The sequence below is a fragment of the Streptomyces physcomitrii genome, assembly GCF_012273655.1.
GTDB classification, from domain to species: domain Bacteria; phylum Actinomycetota; class Actinomycetes; order Streptomycetales; family Streptomycetaceae; genus Streptomyces; species Streptomyces physcomitrii.
Genome location: NZ_JAAWWP010000023.1, coordinates 23,044 through 45,831 on the forward strand (window position 1 = coordinate 23,044; position 22,788 = coordinate 45,831).

The following is a 22,788-nucleotide window of genomic DNA, read 5'->3' on the forward strand; positions in this document are numbered from 1 at the left end:
CCGCACGGCCGGGCGCGGGCGCAAGGCCCGCGCCCCGCACCTCAGGGCGCCAGCCACCCCCGTACCGTACGGGCGGTCCGTGCGGCCTCCTCCTCGATCAGCGAGAAGTGGTCCCCGCCGGTCTCCAGGCGGGTGTGCGGCAGCGGCCAGCCCACCGCCGTCGGACCGTGCGCCTCGGCCGCCGCCACCAGGAGGACCGGCACGGGCGAGGGCTCCGGCCGGTGCGCGGAGAGCAGCCGCAGATAGCCGCCCATGGCCGTGAGCCGGGTGTCGTCGAGCCCGTCCGTACGGGCCGCGAGGGTCGCGAACAGCTCCTCGTAGTCGGCCGGTACCAGGCTCGCCATCGGGCGGCTGTCGAGCAGGACGACGGCCCGGGCGCCCCCGCGTTCGGCCACCGCCTGGGCCAGCTGGCCGCCGGAGGAGTAGCCGACCAGGACGAACTCCTCGTCCTCGCCGACGACTTGGGCGAGGGCCGCGAGCAGTGCCCGCTCCAGTGCGGCGTGGTCCCGGGGCAGCGGCTCGCCCGCCAGGAAGCCCGGCAGCCGCAGCGCGGTGACCGGGTGCTCCCCGCGCAGCGCGGCGGCGAACCGGGCGAACTGATGCGGCCCCGAGGCCGCCAGGACGCTCGGCAGACACACCAGGCGCGGCCCCTTCCCGCCCGTGGCCAGCTCCACCGGCTCGGGCACCGCCCCCGGATCCTCCGGCCCCGCGAACAGCGGCCGGAAGCGGGCGGCCTGACCGAGCAGCTCCAGGAACTCGGCGGACCTGCGCTGCGCGACCGCCTCCCGGAACATCACCTCGAACGAGCCCTGGGCGGACGGCTGTTGAGCCGCGCCCGGCGCGCCGCCGGAGCCGGAGAGCCCACCGGCCCGGTCCAGTTCGGCGTGCAGCCGCGCGGTGAGTCCGGCCAGGTCCGGGTTGTCGGTGAAGACCGAAGCCGGGAGCCGGACACCCGTCGCCGTGCCGAGGCGGTTGCGCAGCTCCACACTGGTCAGCGAGTCGAAGCCGAGTTCGAGCAGCCCGCGCTCCGGCAGCGCGCCCGGATCCGGATGCCCGAGTACGCCCGCCACCTCGCTCCGCACCAAGTTGCCCAGCAGCGCGGGCAGTTCAGCCGCAGCCGCACCGGCGAGGCGCTCCCGCCACCCCGACTCGGCCCGGGCGGCGCTCTCGCGCGGCGGCCGGGCCTCGGGCAGCTCCGCGAGCAGCCGGGTGGGCCGGGCCGCGGTGTAGGCGGGGGCGAAGCGCGCCCAGTCGACGTCCGCGACCAGGACGCCGCGCTCCCCGGTGGCGAGCACGGTGCCCAGCGCGCCGAGCACCCGCTCCGAGGCGAGCAGGGTGAGCCCCTGCCTGCCGAGCCGCTCACCCCGGCTCAGGTCCGCGGGCCCGCCGTCCCCGGCGCCGGTCCCCGGCACGTCCTGCTCCACCCAGGGGCCGAAGGCGAGCGCCGCCGCCGCGCTCCCGGCGCCGCGCCAGGCCGCCGCGGACGCCTCCAGGCGGGCACCGGCGGCGGCCCCCGCGCCCTGCCCGAGCCCGCCGAACACGGCGCCGAGCGAGGAGAACACCACGAAGGCGTCCAGACCGAGGTCCCGGGTCGCCTCGTGCAGGAGTTCCGCCTCCCGGGCGCGGTCCAGGCTCGACGCCAGGCGCCGCGGGGTCAGTTCGGCCAGCGGCGCCTCGTCCACCGGGGCCCCGGTGTGCAGGACGGCACGCAGCGGGCGCCCGGCGGGCAGCGAGCGCAGCACGGACTCCAGCGCCCCGGCCGCGGTGAGATCCGCGGCGAGCACGGTCACCGAAGGAACCTCCGCTGCCGCCGCCCCGGTCTCGTCCTCCGCGCGGGTCACCAGGAGTACGTGACCGGCGCCCTGCCCGGTCAGCCACCGCGCGAGCGCCAGACCGACGGCGGTGTCGGCACCGGTGACGAGCACGGTGCCTTCCGGGTCCGGGAAGGTGGTGCCCTCCGGGGTCGGGAGGGCGGCGTCCTCCGCGGTCGGGAGCGCGGTGGCGTCCGGGCTTGGCGAGGCGGCGGAGTCCGGCTCCGGGTGCTGGGGCGCCGTACCCTCCTCGCCCGTACTCCCCGGCGCGTTCTTCCCCGCGCCCCCCGCCCCGCTCTTCTCCGTGCTCCCGGCCGGCCGCTCGGCCGTCCCCGCGGGCGCCCGGACGAGCCTGCGGACGAAGGCCCCGGCCGACCGGACGGCGACCTCGTCCTCCTCGGCGGTCAGCGCCTCGGCGAGCCGGTCCCAACCGCCTTCGGCGGGCAGATCGACCAGGCCGCCCCAACTCCCCGGCTGCTCCTGCGCGGCGGCCCGGCCGAGCCCCCAGACCGCGGCCTGGGCGGGCGAGGGCGCGGGATCCGCCCCGTCCACCGCGACCGCGCCCCGGGTCACCGTCCACAGCGGCGCCGCGAGCCCGGACTCCCCGAGGGCCTGCGCCAGGGCGAGGGTCCCGGCGAGCCCCCGGGTGACCACCGGCGCCCCGGGCTGGGGCTCCTCGTCACCGGCGAGGAGCGAGACCACCCCGCGCGGCTGTCCCCCGCCGGCCCGCGCGGCGAGCACGGCCGCGAACTCCTCGCGCCCGGCCGCCCGCTCCAGCTCGGCGCGGGCGCCCGCCGCCTCCAGCGCGCGCAGCGCCCCGGCCGCCTCCTCGGCACAGGCCTCCCCGGGCGGGGCGGCGACCAGCCAGGTCCCGTCCAGCCGGGGGCTTCGGCCGCCGCCCGCCGGACGCCACAGGGCCCGGTAGCGCAGCGCGTCGAGGGCGGACTCCCGCTGCCTGCGCGAGCGCCAGGCCGCCAGCGCCGGAAGCGTCGCGGCCAGTTCGGCGCCGGGCACCCCGAGGGTCCCGGCGAGCGCCGCCGTGTCCTGCCGCTCCACGGCGGACCAGAACTCCGCCTCTGCGGAGTCACTTTGACGCTCCGTCACTTCGGCGGCCGGGGTCAGCCAGTAGCGCGTGCGACGGAACGGGTAGGTGGGCAGCTCGCAGCGCCGCGCCCCCGTACCGGCGAAGAGGGCGGCCCAGTCGACGGCGACGCCCTCGGCGTGGGCCTGGCCCAGGGAGGTGAGGAAGCGGTCGGCGCCGCCGTCGTCGCGGCGCAGGGTGCCCAGCACCGCGGACTCGGCGCCCGCCCCGGCCGCGTCCAGGATCTCCTGCACCGCGCCGGTGAGCACCGGGTGCGCGCCGACCTCGACGAAAGCCCGGTGGCCTCCTTCGACGAGGGAGCGCACCGCGGGCAGGAAGCGGACGGTGCCGCGGGCGTTGCGGTACCAGTAGTCGGCGTCGAGCCCCTCGCCCCCGTACGCCTCGCCGGTGACCGTGGAGACGAAGCGCACCGTGCCGGGGCCCGGCCGCACCTCCCGCCAGCCCGCGAGGAGTTGCTCCCGTACCGGCTCGACCATCGGGGAGTGCGAGGCGAAGTCCACATTGATCTGGCGGGCGTCGACGCCCTGTGCGGTGAGTTCGGCCACCAGCTCGACGACGGCCTGCTCCGTGCCCGAAACCACCACCGCCGAGGCGCTGTTGACGGCAGCGATTGTCAACGCGCCTTCCCAGCGCTCCAGTTGCTCCCTCGCCTCCGCCTCCGGCAGCGGCACCACGGCCATGCCCCCCTGGCCCGCCAGGCTTCCGAGCACCGTGCCCCGGTGGGCGATCAGGGCCGCCCCGTCCTCCAGGGTGAGCGCGCCCGCGACCACGGCGGCGGCGATCTCGCCCTGGGAGTGCCCGACCACCGCCGAGGGGCGCACCCCGCAGGACTCCCACAGCCGGGCCAGCGCCACCGCCAGGGCCCACTGCACCGGCTGGACGACATCGGTGCGCTCCAGCGGGGGCGCGCCCGGCTCCGCCCGCAGCACCTCGCTCAGCGTCCAGTCCACATGCGGGGCGAGCGCCTTCTCGCACTCCGCGACCGCCGAGGCGAACACCGGTGAGGCGTCCAGGAGTTCACCGCCCATGCCGGCCCAGTGCGCGCCGCCGCCGGAGAAGAGGAACACCGGGCCGCGCCCCGTGCCGCCCTCGTCCGCCGCCGCCGAGGTGCCGCGTACCGCACCGGCCGGGAGCAGGCCCTCGGACAGGGCCGTCAGCGCCGTACCGAAGCCGTCGGCGTCCGCGGCGACCACCACCGCCCGGTGCGGGAAGGCGCGGCGGGTGGTCGCCAGCGAGAGGCCGACGTCCAGCGGTCGCGGGGCGGACCCCGAGCCCAGGCGTGCGCTCAGCCGGGCCGCCTGGGCGCGCAGATCCTCCTCGGTGCGGCCGGACAGCGGCCAGGGCACGGGCGCCCCCGCGCCGAAGAGCAGCGGTGCCGGTTCCGCGCGCCCCACCCCGTGGACCCGCGCGTCCTCCTCGGCGGGCGCCTGCTCCACGATCACATGGGCGTTGGTGCCGCTGACCCCGAAGGCCGACACCCCGGCCCGCCGCGGGTGCCCGGCCCCCGGCCACTCCTGATGCTCCGTCACCAGCCGTACCGAGCCCGCCGTCCAGTCCACATGCGGGGTCGGCTCGTCCACGTGCAGGGTGCGCGGCAGCTGCCCCGCGCCGAGCGAGAGCACCATCTTGATGAGCCCGGCGACCCCGGCCGCCGCACCCGTGTGCCCGACGTTCGACTTCATGGAACCGAGCAGCAGCGGCCGGTCCCCGGGCCGGTCCTGCCCGTACGTGGCGAGCAGCGCCTGCGCCTCGATGGGGTCGCCCAGCGTGGTGCCGGTGCCGTGCGCCTCGACCACGTCGACCTCGGCCGCCGTCAGCCGGGCGTCGGCGAGCGCGCCGCGGATCACCCGCTGCTGGGCCGGACCGCTGGGCGCGGTCAGGCCGTTGCTGGCACCGTCCTGGTTGACCGCGCTGCCGCGCAGCACGGCGAGCACCGGGTGCCCGTTGCGGCGCGCGTCGGAGAGCCGCTCCAGGACCAGGACGCCCGCGCCCTCGCCCCAGCCCGTGCCGTCGGCCGCCGCCGCGAAGGCCTTGATCCGCCCGTCCGGGGCCAGCCCCCGCTGGCGGCTGAACTCCACGAAACCCGCCGGGGTGGACAGCACCGACACCCCGCCCGCGAGCGCGAGATCGCACTCGCCGGAACGCAGCGAACCCAGCGCGAGATGGGTCGCGACCAGTGAGGAGGAGCAGGCGGTGTCCACCGTGACGGCGGGCCCCTCGAAGCCGAAGGTGTACGCGAGCCTGCCGGAGAGCACACTGGCCGCGTTGCCGGTGAGGAGGTAGCCGTCCACCGGATCCGAGGTGGTGGCGGAGAGCATCCCGTAGTCCTGCGCGCTGGATCCGGTGAAGACGCCGGTCCTGCTGCCCGCCAGGCCCGCCGCGTCCAGCCCGGCGCGCTCCACGGCCTCCCAGGCGGCTTCGAGCAGGAGCCGCTGCTGCGGGTCCATCGCCAGCGCCTCGCGCGGCGAGATCCCGAAGAACTCCGCGTCGAAATCGGCCACTTCGTGCAGAAAGCCGCCGTGCCGCACATAGCTGGTGCCCGGCCGGTCCGGGTCCGGGTCGTAGAGGCCCTCCAGGTCCCAGCCCCGGTCGGTGGGGAATCCGCCGACGGCGTCCCGTCCCTCGGCGAGCAGCTCCCACAGCTCCTCCGGGCTGCCCGCCCCGCCCGGGAACCGGCAGGCCATGCCGACCACGGCGACCGGCTCGTGCCGCCGCTCCTCGTTCTCGTGCAGCCGGTGCAGCGCCTCGTGCAGATCCACCGTCACACGCTTCAGGTATTCGCGGAGCCTTGCCTCGTTCGCCATCGCTGTCCTTGCAGTTCTCGCCGGAGTGGTCACAGTGCCCGTCCTCGCCGGTTCAGGCCGTGGAGTGCTGGTCGTCGCGCCCGGGGCCCGCGCCGCCGCGCTGCCCGAAGCTGCCGAGCCGGTCCTCGATGAAGTCGAACAACTCCTCGTCGCTGAAGGCCGCCACCGCATCGGCGACCTCCGCCGTACCGGTGGTGTACGCGGGATCGCGCGCGTCGGTCAGCGCGCCCGCCGCTTCCGCCTCCGCGGGCCCGTCCGCCCCGGTGCCGCCCAGCAGCGTGAGGATCAGCCGGGTGACCGCGAGCGGCGTCGGATGGTCGAAGACCAGGGTGGCGGGCAGCCGCGTCCCGGTGGCCTCCGCCAGCTGGTTCCGCAGCGAGACCGAGGCCAGCGAGTCGAAGCCCAGCTCCTTGAACGGCCGCCCCGCGGGGACCTCCTGCGCCCCCTGATGACCGAGCACGGCGGCGGCCACCTGCCGTACCAGCAGCAGGAGTTCGGCCTCCCGCTCCTCGGGCGGCAGCCCCGCCAGCCGGTCCGCGAGCGCGGAACCCCCGGCACCGCCACTCTCACCGCCGCTCTCCGCCAGCGCCTCGACGGCCTCCGGCAGCGCGGACAGCAGCGGCCCCGGCCGGGAGGCGGTGAACACCGACGCGAACCGGGCCCAGTCCACCTCGGCCACCACCACCGCGGTCTCCCGCCGCGCGAGGGCCCCGTGCAGGGCGTCGAGCACGGCCCCGGTGGGCAGTTCGGCGAGCCCGCGCCGCTTCAGCTGCGCGCGCCGCTCCTCCTGCGACGGTGCGTCCGGCGCGGCGAGCGGGGCCTCCTCCCAGGGGCCCCAGGCCACCGAGGTGGCGGGCAGCCCGGCGGCCCGGCGCGCCTCCGCGAGCGCGTCCAGCCAGGCGACCCCGGCCGCGTGCGCACCCTGGCCCGCGCTGCCCCACACCCCGGCGACCGAGGAGAAGAGCACCAACTCCGGTGCCTCGGCGCCCGGTTCGGTGCCGGTGGCGGTCAACTCGTGCAGCAGCGCGGCCCCCGTGCAGCGGACCCCGAGCCCTTCGGCGAGTTCCGCGGGGGAGAGGTCGGCCAGCGCGGACCAGGAGTCCGTACCCGCCGTGTGGAACACCGCGGTCAGCGGCTGCTCCGACGGCACCGAGTCCAGCAGCCCGCGCACCGACTCGCGCTCGGTCAACACGCAGTCGGCGAGGGTCACTCGGCCCGCACCGGCCTCGGTCAGCTCGGCCACGAGATCCACGGCCGCCCCTTCCTCGACCGGGCCGGTGAGCAGCAGATGGGCCGCACCGCTGCGGGCCAGCCAGCGGGCGAGGAGCACCCCCATGCCGCTCGTGCCACCGGTGACGAGCGTGGTGCCCCGGGGGCGCCAGGCGGCGGCTCCCGGAACGGGCGGCTGCGGTGCCCGCGTCAGGCGGCGCGCATACGTGGTCGTCCCCCGCAGGGCGAGCTGGTCCTCGTGCTGCGGATCGGTGCCCGTGGCGAGGATTCCGGCGAGCCGTGCGTACCGCCCGGGCACCGCGGCCGCGGGCAGGTCGACGAGGCCGCCCCACTGCCCCGGATGCTCAAGGGCGGCCACCCGGCCGAGCCCCCAGACCGCCGCCTGCGCGGGATCGGGCGCCGGATCACCGGGATCCGCCCGCACCGCCCCGCTGGTCAGATGCCAGAGCGGCAGCTCCCGGCCGGTGGCGGCGAGCGCCTGGGTCACGGCCAGCGCCCCGGCGGGCGTGGCACCGAGGCTGAGCACCCCCGCCACTTCCGGGTACGTGTCCAGCGCCTCCGCGAGCCTCGCCGGGTCCGGCAGGTGGTGCACACCCGTGGCCCCCGCGGCGACCAGTGCCTCGGCCAGCTCGGCGGCGGGCGGCACCGCACTGCTGAGCAACCAGCTCCCGGTCAACGGCTCGGGCGCCGGGGACTCGTACTGCGCCGTCCAACTCACCCGGTAGCACAGCCCGTTGAGCGCCGACGCGGTACGGGACCGCTCACGCCAGGCCCGCAGCGCGGAGACCACCGGCGCCACCGAGTCCGCCGGGAGGCTGAGCGCGGTCGACAACTCCTCGGGGTCGGTGCTCTCCACCGTGTTCCAGAAGGTGTCCTCGGGGGCGGCGCCGCCGGACTCCGTCGCGGATGAGGCGGGGGCGGTCAGCCAGTAGCGCTTGTGTTGGAAGGGGTAGGTGGGGAGGTCGGGGTGGTGGGTGACGGGCGTGCTGTGGGTGGTGTTGGTGGGGGTGAGGCCGTGGGTGTGTGCGTGGGCGAGGGCGTGGTGTTGGCGGGTGGGGGTGTCGTCGCCTCGGAGGAGGGTGGGGTGGGTGGTGACGGAGGTGGGGTCGGCCTCGGGGTCCGTGTTGTCCGGTGTGTCGGTGGTTTCTTGGATGGCGGTGGTGAGGCCGGGGTGGGGGCTGGTTTCGATGTAGTGGGTGTGTCCGTGGGCGAGGAGCTTTTGGACGGTGGGGTTGAAGTGGACGGTGGTGCGGAGGTTGGTGAACCAGTAGTCGGTGGTGAGGGTGGTGGTGTCTACGGGTTCGGTGGTGACGGTGGAGTAGAAGGGGATGTCGGACTGGTGGGGCGTCAGTTCGCCTATCTGCGCTGCCAGTTGGTCCTTGAGTGGTTCTACGAGGGGTGTGTGGGAGGCGTAGTCGACGGGGATGCGGCGGTGTCGAATCCCGTCCGTCTCGCAGTGCTGCTGGAGCGCGTCCAGGGCTTCGGTCGTTCCGGCGACGACGGTGGAGGTGGGGCTGTTGAGGGCGGCGAGGTGGAGGTCGTCTCCGTACGACGAGATCAGCTCGCCCGCCTGTTCCGCGCTGAGGGCGAGGGACATCATGCCGCCCGTACCCGCCAGCGTCGTAAGCGCCTTCGAGCGCAGGGCGACGACCCGTGCGGCATCCTCAAGGCTGAGCGCTCCGGCGATGTGCGCGGCGGCGATTTCGCCTTGTGAGTGGCCGATGACGGCGTCGGGGTGGATGCCGTGGTCTTGCCACCAGCGGGCCAGGGAGACCATGACGGCCCAGGTGGCGGGCTGCACGACATCGACGCGGGCGAGCGCTTCGGCGTCGTCGAGTACGTCGAGCAGGTTCCAGTCGGTGAAGGGCGCCAGCGCCTGGGCGCACTGCTCCATGGACTTCGCGAACACGGGGGAGGTCTTGAGCAGGCCTGTGCCCATCCCCACCCACTGCGAGCCCTGACCGGGGAAGACGAACACGGTCTTGCCGCCGTGCGCGGTGCCGGTGATGACGTTGCTGTGCGGCTCCCCCTTGGCGAGGGCGGTCAGGGCGGTCAGCAACTCCTCGCGGGTGGTGCCGAGTACGGCCGCGCGGTGCGGAAAGCGCGGACGGCGCAGGAGAGTTGACGCCACCGAGGCCGGGTCCGGCTCGGGGTGGAGGGTCAGGTGGCTGTGCAGGCGGCGGGCGTGGGCGCGCAGGGCCTCGTCCGTGTGTCCGCTGAGCAGCCAGGTGACGTCGGTGGCGCGGGCCTCGGATTCGGGATCCTGCCGGCCCGGCGCTTCGGTCAACTGCTCTGCGTGCGGGGCCTGTTCGAGGATGACGTGGGCGTTGGTGCCGCTGATGCCGAAGGAGGAGACGGCGGCGCGGCGGGGCCGGTCGAGGGCGGGCCATTCCCTTTGCTCGGTGAGGAGTTGGACGCCGCCGGTCGACCAGTCGACGTGGGGGGTGGGTTCGTCGACGTGGAGGGTAGCGGGCAACTGTCCGTGCTGGATGGCCTGGACCATCTTGATGATCCCGGCGACACCGGCGGCGGACTGGGTGTGCCCGATGTTGGATTTGATGGATCCCAGCCAGAGCGGCCGGTCCTCGGGGCGGTCCTGCCCGTACGTAGCCAGCAGGGCCTGTGCCTCGATGGGGTCGCCGAGTGCGGTGCCGGTGCCGTGTGCCTCGACCGCGTCCACGTCCGATCCCGTGAGGCCTGCGGTCTGGAGGGCGGTGGTGATGACGCGTTGCTGGGAGGGGCCGTTGGGGGCGGTGAGGCCGTTGCTGGCACCGTCCTGGTTGACGGCGGTGCTGCGCACGACGGCGAGGATGGGGTGCCCGTTGCGCCGGGCGTCGGAGAGCCGTTCCACCAGCAGCAGACCGACGCCCTCGCCCCACCCCGTGCCGTCCGCCGCGGCCGCGAAGGATTTGCAGCGGCCGTCCTGCGCCAGACCGCGCTGACGGCTGAACTCGACGAAGGTTCCCGGGCTCGCCATCACGGCCACCCCGCCCGCGAGGGCGAGGTCGCACTCACCGTTGCGGAGGGACTGCGCGGCCAGATGCAGCGCGACGAGTGACGAGGAACAGGCGGTGTCCACCGTGACCGCCGGGCCTTCGAGACCGAAGACGTACGACAGCCGGCCCGAGGCCACGCTGCCGGTGTTGCCGGTGCCGAAGTAGCCCTCCAGGTCAGCGGGCAGTTCCGGCAGGCGCGAGGCGTACTCGTGGTACATCAGTCCGGCGAAGACTCCGGTCCTGCTGCCGCGCAGCGAGAGCGGATCGATGCCGGTGCGTTCGAAGGCCTCCCAGGCGGTCTCCAGGAGGAGGCGCTGCTGCGGGTCCATCGCCAGCGCCTCGCGGGGCGAGATCCCGAAGAGCGCGGCGTCGAAACCGGCCGCCTCGTGCAGGAAGCCGCCGTGCCGCGCGTAACTGGTGCCGAGGTGCTCCGGGTCCGGGTGGTAGAGGCCTTCGAGGTCCCAGCCGCGGTCGGTGGGGAAGGCGCTGATGGCGTCCTGCCCGCCCGCGACCAGGTCCCAGAGCTCCTCCGGCGAGCTGACTCCGCCGGGGTAGCGGCAGGCCATGCCGACCAGGACGACGGGCTCCTCCGCCGTACGCACCGCGGTGGCGGCCGGTCGGCGGGTCGCGGCGCCCGCGAGTTCGCCGGCCAGCTCGGTGCCGAGGTAGGCGGTCAGCGCGGCCGGGTCGGGGTAGTCGAAGACCAGGGTGGCGGGCAGCCGCAGTCCGGTCACCTCGCCCAGCCGGTTGCGCAGCTGGACGGCGGTGAGCGAGTCGAAGCCCAGGTCCTTGAAGCCGCGGGTCGGTTCCAGGTCGGGGGTACGGGAGTGCCCGAGCGCGGCACCGACCTCCTGGGCGAGGAGCTGGTGCAGGGCCTTGGTCCGCTCGGCGGGCCCGAGCGCGGCGAGGCGCTCGCGCAGCTCCGGCGACCCGGTGCCGCCCCCGGTTGCCGGAGCCGGGCGCCGGGGCGTGACCGGTACGAGCGCCCGCAGTGCCGCGGGCAGCCGCCCCGCCTCGCCCTGCCTGCGCAGCGCCCGGAACTCCCAGCGCACGGCGACGACCGCGGCCTCGGCGGGCCGGGCGTCGGCGGCGTCGAAGAGGGCGAGTCCCTCCTCCACGGAGAGCGCGGCGACTCCGGAACCCGCCATCCGGGAGAGGTCGGCAGCGGCCAAGTGCGCGGTCATACCGCCCTGTTGGGACCAGGGGCCCCAGGCGAGCGACTGCCCGGCGAGACCGTTCTCCCGCCGGTGCCGGGCGAGCGCGTCCAGGAGGGCGTTGCCCGCCGCGTAGTTGGCCTGGCCGGGGCTGCCGAGCGCGGCGGCGAGCGAGGAGAAGAGGACGAAGCGGGCCAGCGGGAGGTGCCGGGTCGCCTGGTGCAGATGCAGGGCCGCGTCGACCTTGGGGGCGAGGACGCGGTGCAGCCGCTCCGGGGTGAGCGAGGCCGCCAGACCGTCGTCGAGGATCCCGGCGGTGTGGACCACCGCGGTCAGCGGGTGCTCCCCGGAGAGGGAGTCCACGAGTTCCGTGACGGCGGCCCGGTCGGCGAGGTCGCAGGCGGTGAAGGTCACCTGGGCGCCGAGAGCGGTGAGTTCGGCCCGCAGCTCCTCGGCCCCCGGCGCCGAGGCTCCGCGACGGCTCGCGAGGCACAGACGGCGTACGCCGTGCTTGCCGACCAGATGCACGGCGAGCTCGGCGGCGAGGGAACCGCCACCGGTCAGCAGGACGGTGCCCTCTGGGTCCCAGGCGGCTTCGGGTGCCTCGGCGGCTTCCTCCGGGGCCTCCGGTGTGAGTCGGCCGATCCGGGGGACGGTCAGCTCCCCTGCGCGCAGGGCGAGTTGGGGCTCCTCGGCCGCAAGCGCGGTGGCGACGGCGCGCGGCAAAGCCTCCCGGGAGGCCGCGTCCTCGTCCGTGTCGAGCAGGAGGAAGCGGCCGGGGTTCTCCGACTCCGCCGCGCGGACCAGCGCGTGGACGGGCTCACGCAGCAGCTCGGGTGCCGCCGCCTCGGTCACCACGGCCAGCCGTGCCTCGCGCAGAGAGTCTTCCGCCAGCCAGACCTGAAGCTGCGTCAGCACCTTTTCGGCGGCGTCGTGCACCTCGGTCGCGGTGACCTCCCGCGCCGTCCTCTCACCCAACTGGGGGCGCCAGAAGACGACTTCGAGGGCCGACGCTTGTTCCTCGGACAGCGCCCCGGCCAGTTGCGCCGGAGCACGGTGCACCTCGGCACCGGAACCGGTCCACTCCGTCTCGCCCAGCACCGCCCAACTCCCGCTCGCAGGGCGGTAGTCGGCGTCCACCCCGTACGCGAGGGGCGCCCAGGTGAGGGTGTGCAGGGGCGGGCTGAGGGTGGTGGCGGTGGTGGTCAGGGGGCGGAGGGTGAGGCCCCGGGCACTGGCGAGGGGAGTGCCGTCGGGGTAAGTGGTGCTGAGGGTCAGGGTGTTGGGCTGGTCGGTGGGCGTGAGGCGGGTGTGGAGAGTGGTGGTCTCCGCAGTCACGCGGTGGAGGTGGATGTCGGTCCAGGCGAAGGGGAGGTGGGGCGTGGGCGTTGCCCGGCCAAGGGGACTCTCTTGGTCGGCGTCCGGGGTGGTGAAAGTGCCGAGGGTGATGCCGTGGAGGGCGGCGTCCAGGAGTGCGGGGTGGAGGGTGTAGCGGTCGGTCTCGGCTTCGGTGGCGGTGTCCTGGGGGAGGGTGACGGTGGTGTAGATCTCCTCGCCGTGGCGCCAGGCGGCTTGCACACCCCGGAACACCGGCCCGTAGGTGATGCCCGCGGCCTCGAACTCCTCGTACAGCGTCTCGATCGGCAGCGGTACGGCACCCTCCGGCGGCCAAGACGCGGGCGGCGCGGGTGTCTTCGGCGGGAGTCCTGGGCTGAGGAGGCCCGCGGTGTGCCGGGTCCAGCCGGTGTCGGCGGCAGTGTCCTCGGGCCGGGAGTGGATGGCGAGGCTGCGGCGGCCCTGCTCGTCCGGGTGGCCGAGTGCGAGTTGCAGATGCACGGCGCCCGACTCCGGCAGCACCAGCGGGGTTTCGTGGGTCAGCTCCGCGACGGTGGACAGCCCGGTGCGCTGGGCCGCGTGCAGCGCCAGTTCGACGAAGGCGGTGCCCGGGAGGATGGCGGCGCCCGCGACCACGTGGTCGGCGAGCCAGGGATGGGTGGCCAGGCTCAGCCGTCCGGTGAGCAACAGCCCCTCGGAGTCCGCGAGTTCGAGTACCGCGCCGAGCAGCGGGTGCTGCGCCGCCCCGAGCCCCGCCCGGTTCAGGTCGCCGCCGGTCGCGGCGGGCAGCCGCCAGAAGCGCTCCCGCTGGAAGGGGTAGGTGGGCAGCGCGCCGCCGAAGGCCTCGGCGCCCCCGAAGAGGGTCTGCCAGCGCGGAGTGGCCCGCCCATGGGTGAACAGCTTCGCCACCGCGGTGACGAGGGTGCGTACCTCGGACTGCTTGCGGCGCAGCAGGGGGAGGGCGAGCGCGGCGCGGGCGGAGGGCTCCTCCCCGAGGGTCCCCGTGGCGAGCTGGGTGAGGGCGTGGCCGGGGCCGAGTTCGAGGTAGGTGGTGGTGTCGTGGGCGTGGAGGGTGCGAAGTCCGTGGTGGAAGCGGACCGTGCTGCGGACATGGCGGGCCCAGTAGTCGGGGTCGGAGAGTTCGGCCGCGGTGGCCAACTCGCCGGTGACGTTGGAGATCAGGGGTGTCACCGGCGGGTGGAAAGTGAGGGTGCGCAGGGTGGTGCGGAAGGTGTCGAGCATGCCGTCCATGTGGGGGGAGTGGAAGGCGTGGCTGACGTGGAGGTGGGTGGTCTTGCGGCCCTGGGAGGCCCAGTGTGCGGCGAGGGTGTGGACGGCGTCGTGGTCGCCTGAAATCACTGTCTCGGTAGGGCCGTTGACGGCGGCGATGGTCACCGTTCCGTCGGCCGGAAGGCTCGCGGTCGTCTCGTCTTCGGTGGTCTGGAGGGCGGTCATGGCTCCGCCGGTGGGCTGGGCCTGCATGAGGGTGGCCCGGGTGGTGACCAGGACGGCCGCGTCGGGCAGGTCGAGAACTCCGGCGAGATGGGCGGCGGTGATCTCGCCGAGCGAGTGGCCGATCAGGAGGTCAGGACTGATCCCCCAGTGGGCCAGGAGGCGGTGGAGGGCGACCTCAAGAGCGAAGAGTGCGGGCTGGGTGTAGGCGGTCTGCTGGAGCAGGGTGGCGTGTTCGGTGTCGGGCTGGGCGAACATCACCTTCTTGAGCGCCACCGCGGGAATCCCCGGCAGCGCGGATCCCGGGCCCAGGCGCCGGGCGAGCTGGGCGTCCAGCGCCTCGGTCACCTCGTCGAGGGCGCGGGCGAACTCCGGGTACGCGGCGTGGAGTTCGCGCCCCATGCCCGCGTACTGACTGCCCTGACCCGAGAACAGGAAGGCGGTACGGCCCGGTGCCGAGGCGGCCACCGCGGAGCGCCCCGTCTCGTCCTCCGCGAGGGCGGCCAGCTCGCTGAGCGCCTCCGCGCGGTCGTGTACGAGCAGCAGTGCGCGGTGGTCGAGAGCGGCGCGGGTGGTGGCCAGGGCCAGGCCGAGGCCGGGCAGGTCGAGACCGGGGCGTTCCGCGAGGAAGGTGCCGAGCTGCTCGGCTCGGGCGCGCAATGCCGCAGGCGTGCGCGCGGACAACGGGATGGGCACGAGCGGCAGTTGACTCCCGGCGGGGGCCGGTCCCGCCGGGGGAGCGGACTGCGCCTCGCCGGCCGGGGCGGCCTGCTGGGTGGCCGGTGCGGTCTTCGCTCCCGCGGCTTGCGTGGCCGCGGCGGGCTCGGGTGCCTGTTCGATGACGGCGTGGGCGTTGGTGCCGCTGACGCCGAAGGAGGAGACCGCGGCCCGTCGCGGCCGGTCCCCGCCGGGCCAGTCGCGGTGCTCGGTCAGCAGCGAGACGGCGCCCGACTCCCAGTCGATCTCCGGGTTGGGCCGGTCCACGTGCAGGGTGCGCGGCAGCTGCCCGTGCCGTATCGCCTGGACCATCTTGATGATCCCGGCCATGCCCGCCGCGGCCTGGGTGTGCCCGATGTTCGACTTCACCGAGCCCAGCCAGAGCGGGCGGCCCTCCTCGCGCCCCTGGCCGTAGGTGGCGAGCAGGGCCTCCGCCTCGATCGGGTCGCCGAGCCTGGTACCGGTGCCGTGCGCCTCGACCGCGTCGACCTCGGCCGCGCCCAGACCGGCGTCGGCGAGGGCGTCGCGGATGACACGCTGCTGGGCGGGGCCGTTGGGGGCGGTGAGGCCGTTGCTGGCGCCGTCCTGGTTGACGGCGGTGCCGCGGACCACGGCGAGTACCCGGTGCCCCTTGCGGCGGGCGTCGGAGAGCCGCTCCACGAGGAGGACGCCGATGCCCTCGGACATGCTGGTGCCGTCGGCCGCGGCGGCGAAGGCCTTGACCCGTCCGTCCGCGGCGAGCCCGCGCTGGCGGCTGAACTCGATGAAGGTGTCCGGGGTGGTCATCACCATCACCCCGCCCGCCAGCGCCATGTCCGACTCGCCGGACCGCAGCGAACGCACCGCCAGATGCAGTGCCACCAGCGCCGAGGAGCAGGCGGTGTCGACGGTGACCGAGGGGCCTTCCAGTCCGAAGACATAGGAGAGGCGGCCGGACATCACGCTCGCCGCGACCCCGGTCAGCTTGTGCCCCTCGACCTCGGGCGCGGGCTCGTAGGTCGAGGGCCCGTAGTCCTGCCGCATGCCGCCGACGAAGACGCCGGTCCGGCTGCCGCGCGCGGAGGCCGGGTCGATGCCGCCGCGTTCCCAGGTCTCCCAGACCGTCTCCAGGAGGAGGCGCTGCTGCGGGTCCATCGCCAGGGCCTCGCGGGGCGAGATGCCGAAGAGCGCGGGGTCGAAGGCGTCGGCGTCGTGCAGGAAGCCGCTCTCCTCCACGTAGCAGCTGCCGGAGGCCTCCGGGTCCGGGTCGTAGAGGCGCTCCAGGTCCCAGTCGCGGTTGACCGGGAAGCCGGACATCGCGTCCCGGCCCTCGCGCACCAGCTCCCACAGCTCCTCCGGCGAGGTCACCCCGCCGGGGAACCGGCAGGCCATGCCGACGATCGCGATCGGCTCCCGGGCCGCCGCGGAGAGCTGCCGGTTCTGCTGCTTCAGCCGGTCGTTCTCGCGCAGCGAGGAGCGCAGGGCCTCGACGAGCTTCGCGGCCGATGTGTCCGTGGTGTTCATCTCGTTCGCTACCCGCCAGGTCAGGAGTCGGAGTCGTTGAGCGCCAGGTCGATGAGGTCGGCGGCGTCCAGGGAGTCGAAGTCGAGCGCGCCCGCCTCGTCGTGCTGGTCGTGCTCTTCGTGCTTGTCGGCGGGCGGCCGAGGAGCCCCGGCGGCCTCGCCCGCCGCCTCGTCCCGCGCGAGCGAGAGGAGCGTGTCGAGGAGCCCCGCGGCCCGCAGCCGCTCCAGCGGCAGCCCGGCGAGCGCCTCCCGTACGGCCGCTTCCTGCGGATCGGCGGCCTCCGAAGCGGACGCCGGTGAGGGCGAGCCGGAGTTCCGGGCGGCCTCGATCGCGGGGCCGAGGCGGTCGGCCAGCCAGTCCGCGAGGGCCCGCGGGGTGGGATGGTCGAAGACCAGTCCCGCGGGCAGCCGCAGCCCGGTGTCCCGGGCCAGCCGGTTGCGCAGCTCCACCGCGGTCAGCGAGTCGAAGCCGAGCGAGGTGAACGGCTCGCCCGGCGCGAGCGCCGCCACATCGCCGTGCCCGAGCACCGAAGCCGCCTCGGTACGCACCAGGGTGAGCACCGCCTGCTCCTGCTCCAGCGGACTCAGCCCGGCGAGCCGCTCCGCGAAGCCCTGCTCCGAGTCGGCCCGGCCCGGCGCCGCCGGACGCGCCACGGCGCCGCCGCGGACCAGGAGCCGCAGCACCGGCGGGATGTCCGCCCGGCCGCGCAGCGCGGCCGTGTCCAGCTTCGTCGGCAGCAGGACCGCCTGGTCCATGCCGCCCACCGCGTCGAAGAGCCGCATCCCCTCCTCGGCGGAGAGCGGCAGCGAACCGGCCCGGCTCAGCCGCGAGTGGTCGGTGCCGCCGAGCTTGCCCGTCATCCCGCTCGCCTCTTCCCACAGCCCCCAGCCCAGCGAGGCGGCCGGCAGCCCCCGGGCGCGGCGGTACTGCGCGAGCGCGTCCAGGAAGGCGTTGGCGGCGGCGTAGTTGGCCTGGCCCGGGCTGCCGAGCGCCCCCGAGGCCGAGGAGAACAGGGTGAACATCGCCAGGTCGGCCCCGGCCGTCAGCTCGTGCAGGGCCCAGGCGGCGTCCACCTTCGGCGTGAAGACGGTACGCAGCCGCTCCGCCGTCAGCGAGGGCAGCACGCCGTCGTCGAGGACGCCCGCCGAGTGGACCACCCCGGTGAGCGGATGGGCCGCCGGCACCGAGGCGAGAAGCGTGCCGAGCGCCTCCCGGTCGGCCACATCGCAGGCGGCCACCGTCACCCGCGCGCCCAACTCCTCCAGATCCGCGACGAGTTCGGCCATGCCCGGAGCCTCGGCGCCGCGCCGTCCCACCAGGAGCAGCTGCCGCGCCCCGTGCTCGGCGACCAGATGACGTGCCGTCAGACCGCCGATGAGCCCGGTGGCCCCGGTGATCAGCACGGTGCCCTCCGGGTCGAGCGGTCTCGGGAGGGTGAGCGCGATCTTGCCGAGGTGCTTGGCCTGGCTCAGGTGCCGCAGCGCGGTGGGCGCCGAGCGCACATCCCAGTGCGTCAGCGGCGGCATCGCGAACACGCCCCGCTCGAAGAGCGCGACGACCTCCGCGAGCATCTCGGCCATCCGGTCCGGGCCTGCCTCGACCATGTCGAAGGCCGTGTAGTGCACACCGTGCTCCTCCCGCACGGCCTCCGGATCCCGCCGGTCGGTCTTGCCCATCTCCAGGAACCGGCCCCCGGGCCGCTGCAACCGCAGCGAGGCGTCGACATACTCCTGCGCCAGCGAGTTGAGCACCACGTCGATGCTCTTCTCCCCACCGCTCCCGTCCCCGCCCGCGTCCCGGCCGACCGCGGTGGCGATGGCCTGCTCGAAGTCGAGGGAGCGGGTGGTGGAGATACGGCTCTCCGGCACGCCCATGGCGCGCAGCGCGGGCCACTTCGCCGGGCTGGCCGTCGCGTAGATCTCCGCGCCCAGATGCCGCGCCAGCTGGATGGCGGCGTTGCCTACCCCGCCGGTCGCGGAGTGGATCAGCACCGACTCGCCCGGCTTGAGGCCGCCGAGGTCCACCAGCCCGTAGTACGCGGTCAGATAGACCACCGGCACCGTCGCCGCCTCGGAGAAGGTCCACCCCGCCGGCATCTTCGCGAGGAGCCGCCGGTCGGTCACCGCCCGCGGTCCCGCCGCACCCGAGACCATGCCGAACACCCGGTCCCCGGGCGCCAGTCCGGTCACATCGGGCGCCGTCTCCAGGACCACACCCGCCGCCTCGGCGCCGATCCGGACACCGCCCGGATACATCCCGAGGGCGCCCAGCGCGTCCCGGAAGTTCAGCCCCGCCGCGCGTACCGCGATCCGGACCTCACCCGCGCGCAGCGGCGCGGCGGCCTCCGGCGCGGGCAGCAGGGCCAGATGGTCGAGGGAGCCCTCCTCGGTGACGTCGAGGCGCCAGGGCCCCTCCGCCGGCACGGCCAGCTCCGGCGCCTGCGCCCGCACCAGCCGCGCGACCCGCAACTCGCCCTCTCGTACGAGGAGTTCGGGCTCCCCGGAGGCCGCTGCCGAGGGCAGCGCGGCCAAGGACCGCGGGCTGCCGTCGGTGTCGACCAGGACCAGCCGCCCCGGGTTCTCCTTCTCGGCGGACCGGACGAGCCCCCAGACCGCCGCCGTCAGCAGATCCGGCTCCTCGGTGCCGACCGCCACCGCGCCCCGGGTCAGCACCAGCAGGCGGCTGTGCTCCGGCGGGTCGCTGTCCAGCCAGGCCTGGAGCGCGCCGAGGACATCGGCGGTCACGGTGTGCACGGCGCCGGGCAGCTGTGCGCCCCGTACGGGATCCGCGCCGTCCGGGACCGCCACCGGGAGGACGAGTACCTCGGGTGCCTCGCTCAACTCCGCGAGCCCGGCGATGCGTTGGGCCTTCGGCAGCACCGAGGATTCCAGCGCACCGCCCCACACCGCCCAGCCGGTCCCTTCCTGCGCCGCCGCCTGTGCCGCCTCGGGCTGGGCGAGCGGCGTCCAGGTGAGGGCGTGCAGGGGCGGGGTGGGCGTGAGGGTGCTGGGGGTGAGCGGGCGGAGGGTGAGGGTGTGCGCGGTGGCCAGGGGCGTGCCGTCGGGGTGGGTGGTGGTGACGGCGAGGGTGTTGGGCTGGTCGGTCGGGGTCAGGCGGGTGTGCAGGGTGGTGGCCTGGGTGGTGTGGAGGTGGATGTCGGTCCAGGCGAAGGGGAGGTGGGGGGTGGGCGTCGCCTGGTCGGCGGGAGTCTCCCGGTCGGCGTCCGGGGTGGTGAAGGTGCCGAGGGTGATGCCGTGGAGGGCGGCGTCCAGGAGTGCCGGGTGGAGGGCGTAGGGGGCGTTCTCGGCTTCGGTGGCGGTGTCCTGGGGGAGGGTGACGGTGGTGTAGATCTCCTCGCCGCGGCGCCAGGCGGCCCGCACACCCCGGAACACCGGCCCGTACCGGAGCCCGGCCGCCTCCAGCCGCTCGTACAGGTCCTCGACGTCGAGCGCCGTGGCACCCTCCGGCGGCCAGACGGCCATGGCGGGCACGGGCGCGGGTGCGGTCCCGGCCGGGGCGATGCTGCCGTGGGCGTGCCGGGTCCACGGGGTGTCCGGCGGTGAATCGGCGGGCCGGGCATGGACGTTGAGGGTACGTGCCCCCTGCTCGTCCGGACCCGCGACCGTGAGCTGCACCTGCACGGCCCCCTCGGCGGGGAGCACCAGCGGCGCCTCATGCGTGAGCTCCGCGAGGACCGTACTGCCGACCTGCTGCGCCGCGTGCAGCGCGAGGTCCACGAAGGCGGTGCCGGGCAGGATCACGGTGCCGGAGACGGTGTGGTCCGCGAGCCACGGCTGCGTGTCCAGACCGATCCGCCCGGTCAGCACCAGCCCCTCGCCCTCGGCCAGCTCCAGAGCGGCCCCGAGCAGCGGATGCCCGCTCTCCGCGAGCCCCAGCGCGTCCGGCTTCCCACCCGACGCGGCCGTGGCGGAGCGCAGCCAGAGCCGCTGACGCTGGAAGGGGTACGTGGGCAGTGCGTACGGGTGCGCCGCCGGGGCGGAGTGCCCCCAGTTGGGGTTCAGCCCGTGGGCGTAGACATGGGCCAGGGCCTGGTGGAGGCGGGTGGGGGTGTCGTCCCCCCGGAGGAGGGTGGCGTGGGTGGAGAGGGGCTGGGCGTCCTCGGTGGGGGTGCCGTCCGCGGGGTTGTCCGACGGTCCGGACAGCGAGGAGTCCGCGGTCTCTTCGATGGCGGTGGTGAGGCCGGGGTGGGGGCTGGTCTCGATGTAGTGGGTGTGTCCGTGGGCGAGGAGCTTTTGGACGGTGGGGTTGAAGTGGACGGTGGTGCGGAGGTTGGTGAACCAGTAGTCGGTGGTGAGGGTGGTGGTGTCTACGGGTTCGGTGGTGACGGTGGAGTAGAAGGGGATGTCTGACTGGCGGGGCGTCAGTTCGCCTATCTGTGCCGCGAGTTGAGTGCGCAGTGGTTCTACGAGTGGTGTGTGGGAGGCGTAGTCGACGGGGATGCGGCGGTGTCGAATCCCGTCCGCCTCGCAGTGCTGTTGGAGTGCGTCCAGGGCTTCGGTCGTTCCGGCGACGACGGTGGAGGTGGGGCTGTTGAGGGCGGCGAGGTGGAGGTCGTCTCCGTACGGCGCGATCAGCTCGCCCGCTTGTTCGGTGCTGAGGGCGAGGGACATCATGCCGCCCGTACCGGCGAGGGTGGTGAGGGCCTTCGAGCGCAGGGCGACGACCCGTGCGGCATCCTCAAGGCTGAGTGCTCCGGCGATGTGTGCGGCGGCGATTTCGCCTTGTGAGTGGCCGATGACGGCGTCGGGGTGGATGCCGTGGTCCTGCCACCAGCGGGCCAGGGAGACCATGACCGCCCAGGTGGCGGGCTGGACGACATCGACACGGGCGAGCGCCTCGGCATCGTCGAGTACGTCGAGCAGGTTCCAGTCGGTGAACGGCGCCAGCGCTGCTGCGCATTCCTGCATGGACTTGGCGAACACCGGTGAGGTGGCGAGGAGTTGGACGCCCATCCCCACCCACTGCGAGCCCTGACCGGGGAACACGAACACCGTCTTGCCGGAGTGCGAGGTGCCCTGGGTCAGAGCAGGGTGGGGCTGGTCATGCGTCAAGGCCTGGAGAGCGTCCAGGAGTTCGCTGCGCTCGGTGACGACCAGGCCCGCGCGGTGCGGGAGCCGGGCGCGGGTGGCGAAGGCGGTCGCCAACTCCTGGGGACCGAGGTGCGGGTCCGCCGCGAGGTGCTCGTGCAGCCGCTCGGCGTAGGCACGCAGGGCCGCGTCCCCGCGCGCCGAGAGGGCCAGAGTGACGACCTCGCCCGTCCCCTCGGCTTCGGCTGTCTCGGCATGCGCGGGCTCCGACTGCTCCAGGATGACGTGGGCGTTGGTGCCGCTGATGCCGAAGGAGGAGACGGCGGCCCGGCGGGGGCGGTCGAGGGCGGGCCATTCCCTCTGCTCGGTGAGGAGTTGGACGCCGCCGCTGCTCCAGTCGACATGCGGTGTCGGCTTGTCGACATGGAGTGTTGCGGGGAGCTGTCCGTGCCGCAGCGCCTGGACCATCTTGATGATGCCGGCGACACCGGCGGCGGCCTGGGTGTGCCCGATGTTGGACTTCACCGAACCGAGCCAGAGCGGCCGATCCGCGGGGCGCCCCTGCCCGTACGTAGCCAGCAGCGCCTGGGCCTCGATGGGGTCGCCGAGCGCGGTGCCGGTGCCGTGCGCCTCGACCACGTCCACGTCCGCGGTGGTGAGGCCTGCGGCGTCGAGGGCGGTGGTGATGACGCGCTTCTGGGAGGGGCCGTTGGGTGCGGTGAGGCCGTTGCTGGCGCCGTCCTGGTTGACGGCGGTGCTGCGGACGACGGCGAGGATGGGGTGGCCGTTGCGCCGGGCGTCGGAGAGGCGTTCCACGAGCAGTAGGCCGACGCCCTCGCCCCACCCGGTGCCGTCGGCCGCGGCGGCGAAGGGCTTGCAGCGGCCGTCCTGGGCCAGTCCGCGCTGGCGGCTGAACTCGACGAAGGTGTCGGGGGTGGCCATCACCGTGGCGCCGCCCGCGAGGGCGAGGTCGCACTCACCGTTGCGGAGGGACTGCACGGCCAGGTGGAGCGCGACGAGTGACGAGGAGCAGGCGGTGTCCACGGTCACCGCAGGGCCTTCGAGACCGAAGGTGTAGGCCAGCCGCCCCGTCGCGATGCTGCCCGCGCTGCCGCTCCCGACGTAGCCCTCCAGGTCGGCGGGCAGTTCCGGCAGCCGGGAGGCGTAGTCGTGGTACATGAGCCCGGCGAAGACCCCGGTTCGGCTGCCGCGCAGGGAGGTGGGGTCGATGCCGGTGCGTTCGAAGGTCTCCCAGGCGGTCTCCAGGAGGAGGCGCTGCTGCGGATCCATCGCCAGGGCCTCGCGCGGCGAGATCCCGAAGAAGGCCGGGTCGAAACCGGCGGCCTCGTAGAGGAAGCCGCCACTGGTGGAGTAGGTCGTCCCGGTGTGCTCGGGGTCGGCGTCGTAGAGGGAGGCGAGGTTCCAGCCGCGGTCGGCCGGGAAGTCCCCGATGGCGTCGCCGCACCGCGCGACCAGGTCCCACAGCTGCTCCGGTGTGCTGACCCCGCCCGGGAAGCGGCAGGCCATGCCGACGATCGCGAGCGGTTCGCGGCCCTGCTCCTCGACCTCGCGCAGGCGTCGCCTGGCGTCCTGGGCGTCGGCGATGGCCTTCTTGAGGTAGTCGCGGAGCTTGTCC

The 22,788-nt window shown here is 74.7% G+C and carries 3 protein-coding genes; all 3 read right to left on the reverse strand.

What is annotated here, in order from left to right; translation table 11 throughout:
- Positions 1–41: 41 nt before the first annotated feature.
- Genes HFV08_RS27270 through HFV08_RS27280 form a run of 3 tightly spaced genes read right to left on the reverse strand, consistent with a single transcriptional unit; the run spans position 42 to position 22,757 of the window.
- Entirely contained in the window at positions 42–5,717 is a 5,676-nt protein-coding gene (locus HFV08_RS27270) for a type I polyketide synthase (RefSeq protein ID WP_168543121.1), read from the reverse strand.
- A gap of 52 nt (positions 5,718–5,769) precedes the next feature.
- Positions 5,770–16,128, reverse strand: coding sequence for a type I polyketide synthase (locus tag HFV08_RS27275; RefSeq protein ID WP_376770737.1), 10,359 nt, complete (start codon positions 16,126–16,128; stop codon positions 5,770–5,772).
- Entirely contained in the window at positions 16,125–22,757 is a 6,633-nt protein-coding gene (locus HFV08_RS27280; protein ID WP_376770738.1) for a type I polyketide synthase, read from the reverse strand. Before HFV08_RS27280 ends, HFV08_RS27275 begins: the two co-directional genes overlap by 4 nt.
- Positions 22,758–22,788: the final 31 nt, after the last annotated feature.

Coding starts and splice junctions, on each gene's coding strand:
- HFV08_RS27270 (WP_168543121.1), bottom strand. CDS start 5,717: ATGGCGAACGAGGCAAGGCTCCGCGAATACCTGAAGCGTGTGACGGTG.